Source organism: Streptomyces daliensis, assembly GCF_054782395.1.
In genome coordinates, this window is sequence record NZ_BAAGSO010000088.1 from 462,301 (window position 1) to 478,254 (window position 15,954).

Genomic DNA, 15,954 nt, shown 5'->3' on the forward strand with positions numbered 1-15,954 from the left:
GGAACGCCAATCTACTCTACGGAACGGTTGGCGGTCTCCGTGGACGTGTCGTGCCCATTCTCCCGCCCCTGCGAAAGGCGGACGGAGTACATGTACGAACTCGTGATCACAGGCGGCCGGTTGGCCGATCCGGAGCGTGGAACGGTCGAGCCCGGCGACCTCGCCGTGTGCGACGGCCGCATCGCACGCACCGGCCCACCTGGCACCCTCCAGGGCGCCGAAACCGTCGAAGCGACGGGCCTGCTGGTCGCGCCGGGCCTCATCGACCTGCACACCCACGTCTACGCGGGCCGCACCTATCTCGGGGTCGAGCCCGACACGATCGGCGTCGACCAGGGCGTCACCACCGTGGTCGACGCGGGAAGCTGCGGCAGCGACGACTGGGCGCACTTCGCCCGGCAGATCGTGGCCCCCGCCCGCACCCGGGTCCTGAACTGGCTCAACATCTCCCGTCACGGCCTCGTACAGGGGAACAGCGAACTCGCGGGAGGCCCCGCCGACATCGACGCCGCCGCCACGGGCGCGCTCCTCGACGGCACCCCTGACCTGGAAGGGCCCCCGGCACCCCGCGGCATCAAGGTGCGGATGAGCAGGTCCGTGCTCGGCGGCAGCGGACTCGCCCCGCTGCGCACCGCCAAGGAGGTCGCCGACGCGCACGGCGTCCCGGTCATGGTGCACGTGGGCAACGAACCCCCGGCACTGGGCGACGTCCTCGACCTGCTCGGGCCCGGCGACGTCGTCACCCACGCCTTCCACGGCAAGCCCGGCGGCCTCTTCGCACGTACCGCACCCGAACCCGGGGGCGAGGGCGGGGGCGGGGGCGAGTACGCCGCCACGCCCCTTCCGCAGGTCCGCGCCGCACTGGAGCGCGGGGTACGCCTCGACGTCGGGCACGGCAGCGCCAGCTTCGCCTTCGCCACGGCCGAACGGGCACTGTCCGCCGGCATCCGCCCGTACACCGCGAGCACCGACCTGCACAACCGCAACCTCCACGGCCCCGTGCACTCGCTCACCGCCATCCTCGACAAGCTCCTCGCCCTGGGCATGCCGCTGACCGAAGTGCTCGCGTGCGTCACCTCGCGCCCCGCCGAAGTGCTCGGCCTGGCAGGCGAGTTGGGCACCCTGCGCCCCGGCGCCTTCGCCGACATCAGCCTGCTGCGGCTGCGCGAGGAACAGCCGTCGCACCCCCTCACCGACGCGACGGGCGCGCACCGCGAGGGCGCCGGGTCGCTCGTCGCACACGGTGTGCTGAGGGCGGGGCGTTTCCACCCCGTACGGCCGACGACACCCCCGGGAGAAGCCGCCGCATGACCGACCCCCTGACCGACCCCCTGACCGAGCCGCAGACCGAGCGGCTGACCGAGCGGCTGACCGAGCGGCTCACCGACCGGCTCGCGGAAGCCGTCGCGGACAGCTCCGCACCCGTGGCCGAAGCGGACCGCGCCGACCTCGGGGAACTGCTGCCGCTCATCCAGCGGCACGCAGCGCAGCAGGGCCTCACCCTCGACGACGAACGGCAGTTGGCCGTCGCCGTGCACGCGCTGGCCTTCCTGCGGCGCGTGCGCGACGACGAGTACCTGGACCCGCTCGCCGACGCGCTCTACACCGAGGTACCGGCCGACCGCCTGGCCGCGACGCGGGCACTGATCGACACCTACTGCACACCGCGCGGCTACCGCGCGCCCGACAGCGAAGTCCTGCTGCTCGCACTGCACTTCGAGGTGGCACGGCAGGCGGAGAGCAGCACGGCATGAGAGACGACAAGGGAGCGACACCATGGCAGTGAAGATCGTGATCGGGCACCGGCTGGGCAAGGGCCAGGCCGTGGCCGACGGCGTACGCGCCGCGGGCGCCGAGCCCGTGCTGATACCCGGCCCCGGCGCCGACATGAAGGTCGGCGATGTGATGGCCGCCGAGGATGCCGCGCTCGGCATCTCCTTCTGCGGCAGCGGCGGAGCGGGCGCGGTGACGGCGAAGGCGAAGTACGGGCACGACATCGAGTTCGGCATGCGCTCGCCCCGCGCGGGTGTGACGGCCGTGGAACAGGGCCGTACGGTCCTGGGCTTCGGCTTCCTCGACAGCGAGGAACTCGGGTTCGCCGTCGCGGAGGCACTGCTGAAGAAGCTGGCCGCCGCAGAGCCGGGGGAGGCGCGGGCGGAGTGAAGCACACGCGACACGTGCTGCGGCTGACCGGCTCAGGACCCACGCGGTACAAGGCGTTCGCCGACGCGATGGCGCAGGTCCAGCAGGCCGCGGGGAAGAAGACGACGGGCGTGTGCTTCCGCGTCGAGCCCGTCGGCCTGGAGGTGGCCGAAGCCGTCGAGCACCGCTGGACCGAACGGTTCCTCGGCCTCTTCTTCGCCCGCAAGCGGCACCGGTTCGAGCTGAAGCTCAACATCGAGGTACGGGTGGCGTCGCTGGACCTGGACGCGCTCGACTTCTCCGTACGCGAGGAGCGGCTCACCCCGCTTCAGCACGCCCTCCACATGAGGTGAGGCAGCCGTGAACCAGACCCTCATCATCCTGCTGGAGTCGGCAGTCATCGGCGCGCTCATCGGGTTCGGTGCCTCGGCGGGTGTGGCGCGGATGTTCCACGCCCCCAAGGTGCAGGGCATGGGCGCGTTCCGTACGCTCGGCGAACTGAACGCCTGCGAGAACGATCCCATCGCGCACTTCTCGTTCGGCTTCGGCTTCTTCTTCAACGCCTGGGCCAGCACGGTCGGCGCGGGCGCGCTCACCGGCGACGTGGACCACCGCATCGTGCCGCACTGGGCGGCGGCGCTGTCCATGGCCAAGAACCGCAACCTCGCCGAGACGCTGCACAACCCGCGCCGCATGGCCTTCTTCGGCGCGGGCGTCGGCGTGGTGCTGATCTCCGTGCTGAACACCACGGCGGCCTCCATCCCGCACTCCCTCCAGAAGGTCGCGGCCGATGTGCTGGGCCCCGCCTCCGAGTGGCTGATCAACCCGGTGATGCCGATCATCTTCTGGATGGCGGCCGTCGACGCCGGGCGCCGCACCGGCGGCTGGGGCACGGTGCTGGGCGGGCTCGCGCACATCGTGATGGGCAACGCCGTGCCGGGCATCGTGCTCGGCATCGTCGTCGGCAAGGGCCTCGACGACCTGGGCAGGACCCGGCTGACCCGGACCCTGGTGGGAGCCGTCGTCGCCCTCTTCGTCATCAGCGCGTTCCTGCGCGGCGTCGACATCCAGCTCCTGGAGCAGATGAAGGTCCACATCCCCTCGTGGCTGTCCGGCCTGCACGACGCCACCGGCACCACCCCGACGGACTGAGAGGCAGGCGGAGACATGACACACGCGGAAGCGAACACCGCGGACGCCGCGGGCCCGGCCCCCGGTCCGGGGAAGGGCGGCAGGCTCAAGGTGCCGGGGGAGGGGAGCTTCTGGCTGTCCGAGTGGGCGTTCCCCTTCTTCGTCGCCACCCTCGCGGCGGGCATCTTCTCCGGAACACACCTTTATTACGTCTACCACACGGGTGTCTTCAACGAGGTCGCCGTCGTCGCGCTGCTCAAGGCCGGTATGGACGGCGGGAGTTACGGCGCGGCGGCCGCCTTCGGCGCCGGTTTCCTCTTCGCCCGGATCATCGAGGGGCCGATGGTCGGCATCCTCGACATCGGCGGCTCCCTCCAGACCGGCGTCGGCATCGGCATCCCCGCGATGCTGCTCGCGGGCGGCATCACCGCACCCCTGGAACACTTCTGGCTGGCCCTGCCGACCGGCGCCCTCATCGGCTTCGCCATCGGCTGCCTGATCCTGGGCATCCGGCGCGCCACCATCAACTCACCCGGCAGTACGTCGACGTTCGGCGCCGACGTGATGATGGGCGCGGGCAATTCGGCGGGCCGCTATCTGGGGCCCCTGGTCATCATCGCCGCCGCCACCGCCTCGATCCCGGTCGGTCTCGGGTCCGTCATCGGCGCGCTGCTCTTCTACTGGTGGAAGAAGCCACTGACCGGGGGTGCGATCCTCGGTGCGATGCTCTTCGGGCTCTTCTTCCCGATCGCGGGCACGTAGGCGGGCGCCGGATCCTGTCGCGTCACGTCCGGTCCCGTCGCGTCACGTCACGTCCGGTCCGGTTGACGGGGCGCCCCGCCGCCCTCCCCCCTCGTACATTTCCCGGAAAGGCATCATGAGCCCCACCAGCATCTATGAGGCACTGGGCCTGCCCCCGGCCCTCAACGCCAACGGCAAGATGACCGCACTCGGCGGCAGCCGCCTCAGCGACGACGTCATCGCCGCGATGGGCGAGGCGGCCCGCAGCCACGTCGTGATGGACGATCTGCTGGCCGCCGCCGGTCGCGAACTCGCTCGCGCCGCGGGCACGGAGGACGCCTGCCCCACGACCGGTGCCGCCTCCGGCATCGCCATCGCCGTTGCCGCGCTGATCGCCGGTACCGACGTCGCCCGCGTCGAACGCCTCCCCGACCCGGGCGGTCGTCCCCACGAAGTGGTGCTCCAGAAGGGCCACGCCGTCCACTTCGGTGCTCCCGTGCGGCAGATGGTCGCGCTCGGGGGCGGCACCGTCGTGGAGGCCGGGTCCGTGAACAAGACGGAGCGCGGCCACGTCGAGGGTGTGCTGGGTGAGCGGACGGCCGCGATCCTCCACGTCCAGTCGCACCACACGGTGCACAAGGGCGCCCTGCCCCTCGCGGAGACCCTCGCCATCGGCCGCGCGCACGGCGTCCCGGTGATCGTCGACGCGGCGGCCGAGGAGGACCTGCGCGCCTGGACGGAAACCGGCGCCGACCTGGTCGTCTTCAGCGGCGGCAAGGCCATCGGCGGCCCCACCTCGGGGTTCATCTGCGGCTCCGCGCCACTGATCGCCGCCTGCCGCGCCCAGTACGGCGGCATCGGACGGCCGATGAAGGTCGGCAAGGAGACCGTCCTCGGCCTGGTGCGCGCCACGCGTGAGCACGAGGCACGGGCCGCAGCACCGGACGGCGCGGCACAGTCGGCGGCGCAGCAGGCGCGCATGGCCCGGCTCGCCGCGCGGCTGGGCGGCCTCCCGGGCATCACCGCCGAGGTCGTACGGGACGAGGCCGGACGCGACATCCACCGCGCCCGGCTGACCGTGGACCCCCACGGCGGGGGGCGCGACGCGGCGGCACTGAGCGCCGCCCTCCAGGCGGGCAGCCCCCCGGTCTTCCTCCGCGACCACCACTCCGGCAGCGGCCAGCTGTCCGTGGACCCGCGCTCGCTGAGCGAGGAGGAGGAAGAACTGCTCGTCGACCGGATCACCGCACTGCTGGACGGTCGGCCATGACCGGCGCGACGCGCGGAAGCGGGACCGGGGCCCCGGGCGCGGCCCCGGAGGACACGGACACCGGCAACCGAGGAGAGGAGACCCCGCACGTGGGGATCGTGGAACGACGGCTCAAGGTCACCGAGGAGGCCGGGCTGCACGCCCGCCCGGCCGCGGCGTTCGCGCAGGCGGCGGCGCGTGCGACGGCCGAGGTGACCGTCGCACGCGCCGACGGGGGAGCGGACGGGGAGCCCGTACCGGCACGGAGCGTGCTGTCCGTGCTGACGCTCAACATCCGCTGCGGCGACGAGATCGTGCTGCGCGCCGACGGCGGCGCCGACGCGGCGGAGGCCCGCAGCGCGCTGGACGCGCTCGCCCGGATAGCGGCCCCCGCATGACGGCCCCGAACGGTGCCACCGCCTCGGACGGGACCGCAGGCCCGGACGGCACTGCGGTCCCGAACGGCGCCGCACCCCCGGAGGGCCCGGACGCCTCCCTCACGCCCGCCGTACGCGAGGTCATCGGCCACCTGCGGCGCGCCCGTATCGTGCCGACCGTACGGGCGGCCGACGCGGACGCCGCCGACCATCTGGCCCGCACCCTGCTCGCCGCCGGGATCAGCACCTTCGAGTTCACCGCCACCACACCCGGCTGGGAGGAACTGGTACGCGGCTGGGCGCGTGAGCACCCCGAGGCCACCGTCGGCCTCGGCACGGTCACCAGCACCGCCATCGCCGAGACCGCACTGACGGCAGGGGCCGCCTTCCTGGTCAGCCCGTTCCAGGTGCCCGACGTACGCCCGGTCGCCGACGCCGCCGACCGGCTCATCGTCGAGGGCGGCATGACCCCGACGGAGCTGCGCGCAGCGGCACAGCGCGGGGTGGCCAAGCTGTTCCCCGCCCACGTCGGCGGCCTCGCCTACCTGACGTCCCTGCGCTCCGTACTGCCGGGCGCGCGGATCATGGCCACAGGGGGAGTGACGCTCGCGAACGCGGCCGAGTGGCTGGCGGCCGGTGCGTTCACGGTGAGCATCGGCAGCGACCTGACCGGCGCCGACGACATCCCCGCCGCGGTGGAGAACCTGCGCAGGCAACTCGCCGCCGCCTGAGCGGGCCGCTGCCGGGCCCCCGGCGGAGGGCAGGTCTCAGGCGCCGCCGTTGAGCATGGCCGCCGTGAGGACGTTGCCCGCGACGCCCCAGCCGCCGTCGGGGACCTCGTCGACGAGGACGACGGTGGTGGGGCGGGCCCGCTCACCGTAGATCTCGGCGTACAGGTCGGTGGTGCGCTCGATGATCTTCTTCTTGTCCTCGGCGCTGATGGTGCCGGCAGGGACCTTGAAATGGGCGAAAGGCATGGGGGTTCTCCCTGGAGTGTTTTCTTCCGTGGACCGGAAGCATGTGTGCGGGGAATGTGCTGCGGACGGCCGGTGGAGTGGTCAGAGGCCGACGTGTGGGGCGTACGGGGTGAGCGGTTCAAGGCTGGTGCCGGGCGGGCAGGCGCCCGTGACGGCGACGACGCTTTGCCGTGCCGTCGTCACACCATGCCTCCGTTGGCGCGCAGGATCTGCCCGTTCACCCAGTGGCCCTGCGCGCTGGTGAGGAAGGCCACCACGTGGGCGATGTCCTCCGGGGTCCCCAGCCTCTCCAGCGGCGGGACCTTGGCGAGCCGGTCGATCTCCTCGTCCGTCTTGCCTTCGAGGAACAGTTCCGTGGCCGTGGGGCCGGGGGCGACGGCGTTCACGGTGATGTCCCGGCCGCGCAGCTCGCGGGCGAGGATCAGCGTCATCGCCTCGACCGCGCCCTTGCTCGCCGCGTACGCACCGTAGGCGGGGAACTGCGTACCGACCACGGAGGTCGACAGTGCCACGAACGAGCCGCCCGCCCGGAGCCGCCGTGCGGCCTGCTGGGCGACGACGAAGGAGCCGCGGATGTTCGTGCGGTGCACGGCGTCGAGGACCGTCAGATCGAGTTCGGCGATGGGCGACAGGGCGAGTCGGCCCGCGGAGTTGACGACGGCGTCCACGCCGCCGAACTCCGCCTCCGCCCGGTCGAACAGTGCGGCGACGGCGTGCTCGTCCGCCACGTCGCCCGGCACCGCGACGGCCCGCCCGCCGTCGGCGGTGATGGCCGCCACCGTCTCGTCGGCGGCGGTCGCGTCGCTGGCGTAGTTCACCACGACGGCCAGACCGTCCTGGGCGAGTTTCCGGGAGACCGCCCGGCCGATGCCGCGTGATCCGCCGGTGACGACGGCGGCCCGCGTGGCCGATGGCGGTTGCGTGGATGGAGCTGTGTTCATGCCTCCAGGGTGAGCGGTGCTGACCAGCGCAACCAGGGGATGTCATCCCCTGGGTCCGCGCCCCCGCCGAGCGCAGAATGGAGGCATGGGTTCTGCGAAATACACCGAGCTGGGGTCCTTTCTGCGGTCGCGTCGCGAACGCATCCGCCCGGCCGAGGTGGGGCTGCCCGCCGGGTCCCGCCGCCGGGTGTCCGGGCTGCGGCGCGAGGAGGTCGCCCAGCTCGCCGGGGCTTCGGTGGACTACTACAACGAGCTGGAGCGCGGGGCCGGGTCCCAGCCGTCGGAGCAGATGATCGCCGCCCTGGCCAGGGCGCTCCGGCTGAGCGCCGACGAACGCGACCACCTCTACCACCTGGCCGACCGCCCGGTGCCCGTGCACGGCGGCGCCGCCTCCCACGTCCACCCCGGAATGTTCGACCTGCTCCAGCGTCTGACCTCGACACCCGCGCAGGTCATCACCGACCTGCACGTGACCCTCGTACAGAACCCGCTCGCGGTGGCCCTGCTCGGCGACCAGTCCGGCTTCCGCGGCGCCCGGGCCAGCTTCGTCCACCGGTGGTTCACCGAACCCGAGGCCCGGCGGCTCTACCCGGATGCCGACCACGAGGCCCAGTCCCGCGCCTTCGTCGCCGACCTGAGAGCAGCCGCCGCCCGGCGGGACAGGAAGGACACCGAAGCCTCCTCGATGATCAGCGAGCTGCTCGGCCTCTCCTCCGAGTTCGCCGCACTCTGGGCCGAGCACGACGTGGCCTTCCGGCGAGACGACCGCAAACGCCTCAACCACCCCGCCCTCGGCCTCGTCGAGGTCAACTGCCTCAACCTGTTCAGCGAGGACGGGCGGCAACGACTGCTCTGGTTCACCCCAGCGGTCGGTACGGACAGCGCCGGCCTGCTCGACCTGCTGACGGTCATCGGCACCCAGGACATCGCCGACCCGGCCCGCTGAGGGGTCCCACGCCTACGGCGCCGTCGCGAGGGGCAGCACGGGCAGTGGCCACCGCCCGCATACTTCGCGGATGGACACACCAAGGGCTTCCTGGCGCAACACCACGCACGACTGGGCGGGCGGCGTGGACCTCGACCACCTTGAACACGTCCGCCGGGCCCCTGCCACATTCGCGCCCGGCGGCGTCCAGCACCTGGTAATCGAAGTCGTCGCCTACGCGGCAGACGAGGCCGAGTGCGGCAACGGCGGCCACTGCCGCGTCACCCTCCACGCCGACGGCTCAGTGACCATCGCCGACGACGGCCGGGGCACCGACACACGCCTCGACGAACACGGCCGGCCGGTGAAGAAGCCGATCATGGCGACCAAAGACCTCCGCTTCTTCGACCGCCCCGACGCACCCCCACTTCCCGACGGCCACCCCCGTCGGGGCATGTCCGTCGTCGCCGCCCTCAGCACATGGCTCGTCCACACCAACCGCCGCCGCAACGGATCCTGGACCCAGCGTTACGCACACGGCGTCCCCACCACCGGCCTGGAACCGATAGCCGACGACGGCACGACCGGGACCGTCGTCCACTTCCTCCCCGACGAGTCCCTGCGCACCGCTCCCGACGTGACCACCGACGAACTGGCGCGACTCTCCTCGGCATGGCCACAGCTTTCTTTCGAGGCCGACGACCGCCGCAACCGCTGAACGCTTCTCCTTACGGCCACAGAAAGCCTCTTCGTCGCGGGCTTCACCGGCACCGTCCACAGCGCTCTCGGGCTCGGACACATGCTCCCGACGGGGACGCCGAGAGCGTCGCACGCGTCGGCGGTCGTCACGCCCCGGGCGCAGGCCGGTGCGGGTGGGTGGCGGTGTGGAAGGCGTCGGCGACGCGTGTGCGTTGGCGCTCGATCTCGTGGCCGGTGATGCCGTCGGCGGCGGAGTGGGCGAAGTCCTCGGTGATCACGCGTAGTGCGGCGTTGAGCTGTGCGGCCTGGAGGCGCGTGTGCCAGGAGTCGGCGAGGTGGCCGGAGTGCCGTGCGAGGAGCTGGGCCAGGGCGGTCTCGGCCTGTTCGTGCAGGACGAGCCAGACCGCGCGCAGGGCCCGCTCGTCGCGGGTCATGCGGATGACGGCCAGCACGGCGTCGACGTCGGATCCGGCGGCGGGCGGGAGGAACGTGTAGCGGGCGCGGAGGTGTTCGGCAGGCGGGAGCCCCGGCGGGCAGGTGCCCAGGACCGTCTGGAACGCCTCGAGCGCCTGGGTGAGCAGCGGCTCCACGCAGCTTTCCTTGGCGCGGAACAGCCGCCACAGGGTGCGTTCGGAGACCTGGGCCGCGTGCGCGATCTGACGGCCCGGGGTCGCGGCCACGCCCTGCTCGCGGAAGAGCCGCACCGCGTGCCGCGAGATGTGCAGGCGCTGTGCCCACCGGGCCTGGTCGGTGACGGGCGGACGCCCGCGCCGTGCCGCGTCGCGCTGCTCCTGCATGAATGCCGGCCTCCCGCTCGTGACCGTGAACGTAACTGGGGACCGTGACCGTGGCCATGGCTGCGACCGTGTCCGGGCCGCACAGAATACTGGCCATGCTGGCGACACTTTGTTGGCGGCGACTGCCAGAAAAGGTAGTTTGGTGATCTCGCCGTCATCGTCCTCGCGTGAGCGTGAAGGAGAGCCCGTCGTGACCGTTGCCACCGACCGCCCCCAGCTTCCCTTCCCCCGGCCGAACGTGCTCGATCTGGCCCCGGTGTACGAGATGTTGCGCCGCGAGGCCCCCGTCACCGCGGTCACCACACCCGCCGGCGACCCGGCATGGCTCGTCACCTCCTACCAGGAGGTGCGGGAGTTGCTCGCCGACGCGCGGCTGGGCCGCTCCCACCCCGAACCCGAGCGGGCCGCGCAGATCACCACCGCCGCGGTGCAGAACGGCCCGACCGGCGACTACGCCACCGAGGAGCGGGACCACACCCGGATGCGGCGCCTGCTGACCCCGGCGTTCTCGGCCAAGCGGATGCGCCTGCTCTCCACCCACGTCCAGGAGTTGGTCGACGGCTACGTCGACCGGATGATCGCCGAGCACGACGCGGCACCCGGGAGGGCCGTCGACCTGCACTCCGCGCTGGCCTTCCCCCTCCCGGTCGCGGTCATCTGCCGCCTGCTGGGGGTACCCGAGGCCGACCGCGACGTCTTCCGGTCGCTGTCGGAGCGGATGGCCACCGAGTCCCCGGACGGTGACGCGCTTCGGGCACGCGAGGAGTTCAGCCAGTACATGACCGGCCTGGCCGAGGCCAAGCGCGACACCCCCACCGAGGACGTCATCTCCGACCTGGTCCGCGCGCAGGCCGCCGACGAGGGCTTCGACTACGCGGAGATGGTGCGCCTGTGCGTGGGGCTGCTCTTCGCCGGGCACGAGACCACCGTCAACCGCATCGGGCTGGGCACCCTGTTCCTGCTCACCCGTCCCGAGCGGTGGCGGGAACTGGCCGCCGACCCGCGGGCGCGGACCGACGCCACCGTCGAGGAGATCATGCGCCTGGGCGCCCCGGGCGACCTGGGTATCCTGCGCTACGCCCACACCGACGTGGAGGTCGGCGGGGTGACGGTGCGCCGTGGCGACGCGGTCATCCTCTCGCTCAACTCGGCCAACCGTGACCCCCGGGCCTTCAGCGAGGCCGAGGAGTTCACTCCCGGACGCGAGGAGCGGGGCCACGTCGGCTTCGGGCACGGCAAGCACTTCTGCATCGGCGCCAGCCTCGCGCGCATCGAGCTGCGGGTGGTCTTCGAGACCCTGGCCCGCCGCCTTCCCGGTCTCCGCCTCGCCGCGGACCTGGACGAGCTCGAAGTGAAGACCGGTCACATCACCGGCGGTGTGACGTCGTTGCCCGTCACCTGGTGAGCACCCCGGCGGGGGCGGTCGCCACACGCCCCCGTCCCCGGCCAGGCGGAGGCCCGGCCCGGCGCGGGGCTCAGCCGAAGGCGGCGGACTCCCAGGCGTGACCCGGCTTCAGGCCCGCCACGGCCCCGGCGTCGCGCAGGTGGACCGTCAGCCTCGCGCTGGGAGCCTGCCGCGGGTCCTCCCACAGGTCGCGCCACCGGGCCTGGAAGGCGTCCGAGGTCTCCGCGGGGTCCTGACCCCGCTCGCGCAGTTCGGTCTTGATCGCGTGCTTGGCGGCGCGCTCGTCGAAGGGGAGGTTGCGGCGCTCGGTCACCGAGACATCGGCGACGGCCTGGCCGGCCCCCTCGGGCGTGCTGAGGGAGTCGAGGCGGGCAGCCGCCGCCGGTGCGTCGGCCGCCCGCTCCAGGCCGTCGACGAGGAGGCGCAGCGCGAAGACCGCACTCTCCGGCGGGTCTCCGGCATCCGGGTGGACCGCCGTGAGACGGAGCGTGACCCTCGCGCCGTCGACCGCCTCGACCTTCGCGTTCCACAGACTCGACATCCGGTACTCCTCGCAGGGGTGTGTCATGGTGCTTCGTGTCGTGACGCCCGGCACCCTCTCACCACCACACCACGCCGCACCGCAAGGTGGTGTCGCAGGACGCGCCGGAAGAGCTAGAGCGTCAGCAGCCCCGCGCCGATCGTGGCACACAGGGCGTCCAGTGCCTCGAAGCCGTCGTCGTGGCCCGTGACACGGCTGCCGAACGACGTCGCGCCCTGGGCACCCGTTCCCCGCGCGTTCGCCCGCGGGGGCGAGAAGGGGAACTCCCAGAGGGCGGCGTCGACCTGCTCGGCCAGTGTGCCGCCGTACCCCTGCACGGCGGTCACGAACGCCTGGTGACGGCTGCCGCCCGTCGCGATGCTCTTCAGGAACCCGATGTCCTGCTGGTCCCAGACCTTGGTTCTCGGGGCGAAACCGGTGTACTGGTAGAGCGTCGGCAGGTCGAGGCTGGCGATCGCCATCGGAGTCCTGGTGTCGACGGGCTGCGGGGTCTGGAAGGTGAAGGTCGTGTTGTCGTGCGTGCCCGCTGTCCATCCGGCGGCGGGGTCGTACAGCTTGTGCGTGATGTCCAGGCTGGACGGGAACGCGTAGACGGAATTCTGCTGGGCGACACCGGCGGTCGCCGGGGCCGTTCGGTTGTACGCCACCCTGGTGGCGAAGTAGACGTAGGATCCCGGGTTGTTCTTGGCCTGGTTCACGTCGTTCTTGAGGACCGACTCGATGGTCCGCTCGTACACCTGGTTGTCGCTTCCCGAGGCGGTCACCAGGTTGTCCCTGGTGCCCTCACCGCCCGCCTTCTGGTTGACCAGGTGGAAGCGGACCCAGGTGCTGGTCAGGTTCAGAGAGCGGATGTAGTCGTAGCCGGGCGGGTCCTGGGAGACCGGTGAGCCTGCCAGCGAGCCGTCGGTGAGGATCTCGGACTCCACGGCCCGGCCCCGGTTGTCCACGCGCGACGCGCGCTCGGCGCGGGTCGGCGCGGCGGTGTGGTTCAGGGTGCGCTGGACGAAGTCCGTCGCGGAGTTCGGTGCCGGTGTCCGCCCGACGTCCGCCGCCGAGGCCGACGTGCTCTCGCGTGCGGGGGCGCGCATGACACGGGTGGCGTTGGCCTCGGCCTCGCGCTCGAAACGGTCGGAGGGGTCGGAGACCTTGAGCCCCGAGCCGTCGTCGGTACCGGCCACGGGCCCTGAGCGCTGCTGCACGACATGGGTGAGTTCATGGGCGAGGGTGTGCTTGTCGCCACCGCCGTCGCCGATGACGATGTGACTGCCGGAGGTGTAGGCGCGGGCCCCGATCTCCGCCGCCGAGGCCCTCGCCGCGGCGTCGTCGTGGATCCGCACATCGGAGAAGTCGGCACCGATGCGCGACTCCATGTCGGTGCGGGTGTCGGCGTCGAGCGGGCGGCCGCCGCGGCGCAGCACGTCGTGGACGGCCGAGCGCTGCACGCTCCGGTCATCGGCGTGCGGGCTGTGATTGTTCGGGCCGTGATCGTGCGGCGTCGGTGCCTCCGTCAGCCCGGCCCGGCGCAGCATCCGGACCACGGCCGCGTTCCCGGCCGTCCGTTGCAGCGCCAGCAGCCTCGTCGACGGCGGCGCACCGCTCCCCTCCGAGGGCTTGCGCACGGGCGCCCGCCCCGGCCCGGCGTCCCGCTGGCCGACCGTCTCTTGATCACGCAAAGGGAAGCCTCATCTCACGATCCCACGCCGGAATGCGACCTCTCTTGGATACGCGACCGTCGCCCGCCGGACCAGATACTCGAGGGCACAATCCGACGGCCCAAAGGGCAGAGTGGGCAGGACGGGAGGGACAGGGGCAAGAGCATGGGAGGAACTGGCGCCCCAGGTGGCCGCGCCTCTCCTGGTCAGGGCTGTGCCGACGGGGTGGGGCGTGAACCCCGCCGGGAGCGGAACCGGGCACGCTCAGGCCGGCGTGGGAAGGTCGGAGTGGAGGGTGGCGAGGCGGGAGGAGCGGAGTGCGTCGCGCGTGCGGGCGCGTTGCACCTTGCCGCTGGTGGTCCGGGGCACGCTCATCGGGCCGACGACGACCACGTGGGCGGCCAGCCGCAACTCGTGTGCCAGGCGCTTCCTGATGGTGTCGGCGAGGGTCGCGGGGGTGCGCCCTTCGAGGTGCCGGGGGCGGATCTCCTGGACCAGGACGATGCGTTCGGCGCCGGAGCCGTCGGGCAGGGCGAAGGCCGCGCAGGGACCGGTGGCGGTGTCGGCGGTTTCGCTGACGCGCTCGATGTCCTGGGGGTGGATGTTGCGGCCGTTGACGATGATCAGGTCCTTGGCGCGGCCGGTGACGTAGAGCTCGCCGTCCTGGCGGAAGCCGAGGTCGCCGGTGCGCAGGAAGGGGCCGTCGCCGTCGGCGGTGCGGGCGCCGAAGTGTTCGGCGGTGGCCTGCGGGTTGCCGAGGTAGCCGTTGGTGACGCTGTCGCCGCGGACCCAGATCTCGCCGACGTGACCGTCGTCCAGCGGTCGCGAGGTGCCGGGGTCGACGATGTGCACGTCGGTGCCGGTGGGACGGCCGCAGCCGACGAGCTCGGCGCCGTCCGGGGCGGGCACGGCACGGCCTGCTTCCAGCGCGTCGCGGTCGAAGCGCCGCACGGTGGCTCCGCTGCCGCAGGGCGTTCCGGTGACCATGAGGGTGGCCTCTGCCAGGCCGTAGCTGGGCGCCCAGATGTCCTGGCGGAAGCCGATCGGAGCGAGGCGCCGAGCGACCGCGTCCAGGACGTCGGCGCGTACGGGCTCCGCGCCGCTCAGCGCGAAACGCAGGCAGCTCAGCTCCAGCTCCAGCTCCAGATTCAGCTCCGGATCCGGGACCGGGACCGGCTCGGTGGGCCGGCCGCCCTTGAGGCGTCTGAGCAGCCAGTCGTAGCCGAAGTCCGGGGCGAAGGTGTAGAAGGCCCGGTACCGGCTGATCATCTGGAGCCACAGCAGTGGGTGCGCGATGAAGGACACCGGGGAGCAGAAGACGAGGTTGCCGCAACTGGCGAGCGGGCTGAGCAGTATCCCGACCAGGCCCATGTCGTGGTAGTGCGGGAGCCAGCCCGCACCGGCCTGTGACGGGTCGTCGCGCAACTCGTCCCGGACGTCCGGGGGGAGGATCGTCTCCCTGATCGCCAGCAGGTTGTGCAGGAGGTCGCGGTGGGTGATGACGACACCGCGCGGCTCGCTGGTCGAGCCGGAGGTGTACTGGACGTAGGCGGTCGCCGAGAGGTCCTGGGCGAGAGGGGGCCAGGTGTCCGGATCGGGCAGCTCGGTGCTGTCGGTGGCGACGCACTCGGCTTGTGGCGCGCTGACCGGGCCGGTGGTGTCGGGATCGGTGGTGTCCGGGCCGGTGGTGTCGGGACCGGTCGTGTCAGGGCGGGTGGTGTCGGTGCCGTTGGTGTCCGCGCCGGAGAGCCAGGAGGCGAGCCTCGGCCGGTGTGCGGTATCGGTGAGAACCAGCCCGACGCCGGCGTCGCGGATGACGCGCTCGGCGCGTTGCAGGGCCCGGCGGTCGGTGTCCGGGAGTGGCGCCGGGACGGCGGTCCGCCCGGAATAGAGGCAGCCGAGGAAGACGGTGAGGAACTCCAGGCCCGCCGGATACATCAGCAGGACCCGTGCGCCCGGAGGCGTACGTTCGGCGAGCCACGCCCCGACGGCGCGGGCCCGCGCGTCGAGCTGGGCGAATCCGAGGCGTTCCACCTCGACGAGTTCGCCCCGGACCCTGTCCACACGCGCGTACCAGCGGGTGTCTCCGAGGAGCCACACCTTTTCGTGCAGGAAGCGGACGAGTTCACTCACCACCGGCTCCGGCCCGCCGCGTCAGGCACTCCTCGACGTAGCCGACGACGGCGCCGACCGTGTGCAGTTCCCATGCGTCTTCCTCCGGGATACGGACCCCGAAGCGTTCCTCGGCGTGGACGGTCATGCGTACCAGGACGAGTGAGTCGAGTGCGAGGTCGGCGATGAAAGCGGTCTGTTCATCGACCTGCGCGGGGTCGATGCCGCCGCATTCGGCGAGCAGCGTTCTCACTTCGGTCAGGAT

The 15,954-nt window shown here is 72.2% G+C and carries 19 protein-coding genes; 12 read left to right on the plus strand and 7 right to left on the minus strand.

The features are described from left to right. Positions 1–90: 90 nt before the first annotated feature. The 9 genes from ACYVOO_RS21380 to ACYVOO_RS21420 all read left to right on the plus strand — a co-directional run bounded on the left by ACYVOO_RS21380 (position 91) and on the right by ACYVOO_RS21420 (position 6,371). Positions 91–1,311 carry an amidohydrolase family protein gene (locus ACYVOO_RS21380; RefSeq protein WP_461017262.1) on the plus strand — a complete coding sequence of 407 codons (1,221 nt, stop codon included), beginning with the start codon at positions 91–93 and terminating at the stop codon, positions 1,309–1,311. Next, positions 1,308–1,754, plus strand: coding sequence for a hypothetical protein (locus ACYVOO_RS21385; RefSeq protein ID WP_461017263.1), 447 nt, complete (start codon positions 1,308–1,310; stop codon positions 1,752–1,754). Before ACYVOO_RS21380 ends, ACYVOO_RS21385 begins: the two co-directional genes overlap by 4 nt. 22 nt (positions 1,755–1,776) lie before the next feature. Continuing rightward, complete coding sequence (locus tag ACYVOO_RS21390) at positions 1,777–2,163, plus strand: SFCGS family glycine-rich protein (RefSeq protein ID WP_453350745.1); 387 nt, start codon at positions 1,777–1,779, stop codon at positions 2,161–2,163. Next, positions 2,160–2,495: a DUF4312 family protein gene (locus ACYVOO_RS21395; protein WP_453350744.1), complete on the plus strand. Its 336-nt coding sequence runs from the start codon at positions 2,160–2,162 to the stop codon at positions 2,493–2,495. Before ACYVOO_RS21390 ends, ACYVOO_RS21395 begins: the two co-directional genes overlap by 4 nt. 7 nt (positions 2,496–2,502) lie before the next feature. Beyond that, positions 2,503–3,294 carry a DUF4311 domain-containing protein gene (locus ACYVOO_RS21400; RefSeq protein ID WP_461017264.1) on the plus strand — a complete coding sequence of 264 codons (792 nt, stop codon included), beginning with the start codon at positions 2,503–2,505 and terminating at the stop codon, positions 3,292–3,294. A gap of 15 nt (positions 3,295–3,309) precedes the next feature. Continuing rightward, a complete protein-coding gene (locus ACYVOO_RS21405; protein ID WP_461017265.1) occupies positions 3,310–4,035 on the plus strand; it encodes a DUF4310 family protein in 726 nt (241 codons plus the stop codon). Between the two features lie 115 nt (positions 4,036–4,150). Continuing rightward, complete coding sequence (locus tag ACYVOO_RS21410) at positions 4,151–5,284, plus strand: DgaE family pyridoxal phosphate-dependent ammonia lyase (RefSeq protein WP_461017266.1); 1,134 nt, start codon at positions 4,151–4,153, stop codon at positions 5,282–5,284. Continuing rightward, positions 5,281–5,661, plus strand: coding sequence for an HPr family phosphocarrier protein (locus tag ACYVOO_RS21415; protein WP_461017267.1), 381 nt, complete (start codon positions 5,281–5,283; stop codon positions 5,659–5,661). Before ACYVOO_RS21410 ends, ACYVOO_RS21415 begins: the two co-directional genes overlap by 4 nt. Continuing rightward, on the plus strand, positions 5,658–6,371 hold the full coding sequence (locus tag ACYVOO_RS21420; protein WP_461017268.1) for a bifunctional 4-hydroxy-2-oxoglutarate aldolase/2-dehydro-3-deoxy-phosphogluconate aldolase: 714 nt from the start codon (positions 5,658–5,660) through the stop codon (positions 6,369–6,371). The genes ACYVOO_RS21415 and ACYVOO_RS21420 overlap by 4 nt, the downstream gene beginning before the upstream one ends. Before the next feature lie 36 nt (positions 6,372–6,407). Here ACYVOO_RS21420 and ACYVOO_RS21425 read toward each other — a convergent pair whose 3' ends face one another. Then, complete coding sequence (locus tag ACYVOO_RS21425; RefSeq protein ID WP_453350738.1) at positions 6,408–6,617, minus strand: 4-oxalocrotonate tautomerase family protein; 210 nt, start codon at positions 6,615–6,617, stop codon at positions 6,408–6,410. Between the two features lie 179 nt (positions 6,618–6,796). Continuing rightward, complete coding sequence (locus ACYVOO_RS21430; protein WP_461017269.1) at positions 6,797–7,558, minus strand: SDR family oxidoreductase; 762 nt, start codon at positions 7,556–7,558, stop codon at positions 6,797–6,799. Between the two features lie 85 nt (positions 7,559–7,643). Here ACYVOO_RS21430 and ACYVOO_RS21435 point away from each other — a divergent pair, with 85 nt between their 5' ends. Together ACYVOO_RS21435 and ACYVOO_RS21440 are read left to right on the plus strand one after the other, a co-directional pair. Beyond that, complete coding sequence (locus tag ACYVOO_RS21435) at positions 7,644–8,504, plus strand: helix-turn-helix transcriptional regulator (RefSeq protein WP_461017270.1); 861 nt, start codon at positions 7,644–7,646, stop codon at positions 8,502–8,504. Positions 8,505–8,574: 70 nt separating this feature from the next. Next, on the plus strand, positions 8,575–9,201 hold the full coding sequence (locus ACYVOO_RS21440; protein ID WP_461017271.1) for an ATP-binding protein: 627 nt from the start codon (positions 8,575–8,577) through the stop codon (positions 9,199–9,201). Positions 9,202–9,328: 127 nt separating this feature from the next. On the opposite strand, the gene ACYVOO_RS21445 is transcribed toward ACYVOO_RS21440, so the two are convergent. Next, entirely contained in the window at positions 9,329–9,979 is a 651-nt protein-coding gene (locus ACYVOO_RS21445) for a TetR/AcrR family transcriptional regulator (protein WP_461017272.1), read from the minus strand. Between the two features lie 190 nt (positions 9,980–10,169). Between ACYVOO_RS21445 and ACYVOO_RS21450 the strand changes: the two genes are divergently transcribed. Then, entirely contained in the window at positions 10,170–11,384 is a 1,215-nt protein-coding gene (locus tag ACYVOO_RS21450; protein WP_461017273.1) for a cytochrome P450, read from the plus strand. 70 nt (positions 11,385–11,454) lie between these two features. On the opposite strand, the gene ACYVOO_RS21455 is transcribed toward ACYVOO_RS21450, so the two are convergent. The 4 genes from ACYVOO_RS21455 to ACYVOO_RS21470 form a co-directional block, all read right to left on the minus strand. Then, positions 11,455–11,925 (minus strand): hypothetical protein, encoded by a 471-nt coding sequence (locus ACYVOO_RS21455; protein WP_461017274.1) that lies wholly within the window; start codon positions 11,923–11,925, stop codon positions 11,455–11,457. A 113-nt stretch (positions 11,926–12,038) separates the two neighbouring features. Continuing rightward, complete coding sequence (locus tag ACYVOO_RS21460) at positions 12,039–13,598, minus strand: eCIS core domain-containing protein (RefSeq protein ID WP_461017275.1); 1,560 nt, start codon at positions 13,596–13,598, stop codon at positions 12,039–12,041. A 243-nt stretch (positions 13,599–13,841) separates the two neighbouring features. Then, positions 13,842–15,710, minus strand: a complete 1,869-nt coding sequence (locus ACYVOO_RS21465; protein ID WP_461017276.1) for a fatty acyl-AMP ligase — start codon at positions 15,708–15,710, stop codon at positions 13,842–13,844. Continuing rightward, positions 15,703–15,954 (minus strand): acyl carrier protein (locus ACYVOO_RS21470; RefSeq protein ID WP_461017277.1); only part of this gene is annotated, 252 nt, incomplete at its 5' end. The genes ACYVOO_RS21465 and ACYVOO_RS21470, both read right to left, overlap by 8 nt.

Bases quoted from the DNA above. Each gene is read 5' to 3' on its own strand.
- ACYVOO_RS21380 (WP_461017262.1), top strand. From the start codon at position 91: ATGTACGAACTCGTGATCACAGGCGGCCGGTTGGCCGATCCGGAGCGT.
- ACYVOO_RS21385 (WP_461017263.1), top strand. From the start codon at position 1,308: ATGACCGACCCCCTGACCGACCCCCTGACCGAGCCGCAGACCGAGCGG.
- ACYVOO_RS21390 (WP_453350745.1), top strand. From the start codon at position 1,777: ATGGCAGTGAAGATCGTGATCGGGCACCGGCTGGGCAAGGGCCAGGCC.
- ACYVOO_RS21405 (WP_461017265.1), top strand. From the start codon at position 3,310: ATGACACACGCGGAAGCGAACACCGCGGACGCCGCGGGCCCGGCCCCC.
- ACYVOO_RS21410 (WP_461017266.1), top strand. From the start codon at position 4,151: ATGAGCCCCACCAGCATCTATGAGGCACTGGGCCTGCCCCCGGCCCTC.
- ACYVOO_RS21415 (WP_461017267.1), top strand. From the start codon at position 5,281: ATGACCGGCGCGACGCGCGGAAGCGGGACCGGGGCCCCGGGCGCGGCC.
- ACYVOO_RS21420 (WP_461017268.1), top strand. From the start codon at position 5,658: ATGACGGCCCCGAACGGTGCCACCGCCTCGGACGGGACCGCAGGCCCG.
- ACYVOO_RS21425 (WP_453350738.1), bottom strand. From the start codon at position 6,617: ATGCCTTTCGCCCATTTCAAGGTCCCTGCCGGCACCATCAGCGCCGAG.
- ACYVOO_RS21430 (WP_461017269.1), bottom strand. From the start codon at position 7,558: ATGAACACAGCTCCATCCACGCAACCGCCATCGGCCACGCGGGCCGCC.
- ACYVOO_RS21435 (WP_461017270.1), top strand. From the start codon at position 7,644: ATGGGTTCTGCGAAATACACCGAGCTGGGGTCCTTTCTGCGGTCGCGT.
- ACYVOO_RS21440 (WP_461017271.1), top strand. From the start codon at position 8,575: ATGGACACACCAAGGGCTTCCTGGCGCAACACCACGCACGACTGGGCG.
- ACYVOO_RS21445 (WP_461017272.1), bottom strand. From the start codon at position 9,979: ATGCAGGAGCAGCGCGACGCGGCACGGCGCGGGCGTCCGCCCGTCACC.
- ACYVOO_RS21455 (WP_461017274.1), bottom strand. From the start codon at position 11,925: ATGTCGAGTCTGTGGAACGCGAAGGTCGAGGCGGTCGACGGCGCGAGG.